This window comes from Runella aurantiaca (assembly GCF_003339505.1).
In the GTDB taxonomy this organism is placed as follows: Bacteria; Bacteroidota; Bacteroidia; order Cytophagales; family Spirosomataceae; genus Runella; species Runella aurantiaca.
In genome coordinates, this window is record NZ_QPIW01000064.1 from 1 (window position 1) to 1185 (window position 1185).

Here is a 1185-nt window from a genome sequence, read left to right on the forward strand (position 1 = left end):
CCTGTAAATGTAAAAATTATCAACGTAGCAGTATCCTGAGTAGGTGGGGACAGGAGGAATCCCCTCTGAATTCGGCGGCACCATCCGCCAAGGCTAAATACGACTGAGAGACCGATAGTGAACGAGTACCGTGAGGGAAAGGTGAAAAGTACCGGGAGTACCGGGGTGAAATAGAACCTGAAACCATGCGCTTACAAGCGGGCGGAGCCCTATGGGGTGACGCCGTGCCTTTTGCATAATGAGCCTACGAGTTGTTGTTGCTGGCAAGGTTAAGCATTTAAGATGCGCAGCCGAAGCGAAAGCGAGTCTGAACAGGGCGCTTAGTCAGTAATAGCAGACGCGAAACTTGGTGATCTACCCGTGGTCAGGTTGAAGTGTGGGTAACACTACATGGAGGACCGAACCAGTAAACGTTGAAAAGTTTTTGGATGAACTGCGGGTAGGGGTGAAAGGCCAATCAAACTGAGAAATAGCTCGTACTCCCCGAAATGTTTTTAGGAACAGCGTTGTGGCGAGTCAGTGTCAGGTAGAGCTACCGATAGGATGCGGGGGAGTCAAATCCTACCAAATTCTGACGAACTCCGAATGGGCACTGATATACACAGCAGTGAGGGCCGGGGTGCTAAGGTCACGGTCCGAGAGGGGAACAACCCAGAGCAACCGCTAAGGTCCCAAAGTATATACTAAGTTGAACAAAGGAAGTCCGACTGCCGAGACAGCCAGGATGTTAGCTTGGAAGCAGCTATACATTTAAAGAGTGCGTAACAGCTCACTGGTCGAGCGGGGCGGGCGTCGATAATAAACGGGCATCAAGTATATCACCGAAGCGATGCGATAGTAATATCGGTAGGGGAGCATTCCAACATCAGCGAAGCTGTAGCGTGAGCTATGGTGGAGAGGTTGGAAAAGCAAATGTAGGCATAAGTAACGATAATGTATGTGAGAACCATACACACCGTAAAGCTAAGGATTCCTCAGCTATGTCAATCAACTGAGGGTTAGTCGGGGCCTAAGGGGAAGGCGAAGGCCGCACCTGACGGACAGCAGGTTAATATTCCTGCACCTGATGCAAGTGTGAAGCGCACGGGGTAGAGGAGGATGTACGAAGTGACGGAAGTCTTCGTTGAGCAGAGTCTACGGACGAAGCGAACATCTGAACTGGCCTCCAAGAAAAACCGCTGAAAC

At 50.5% G+C, this 1185-nt stretch carries 1 rRNA gene; it reads left to right on the plus strand.

The features are described 5' to 3' along the window. Positions 1-1185 (plus strand): 23S ribosomal RNA (locus DVG78_RS29835); the annotation flags it as partial.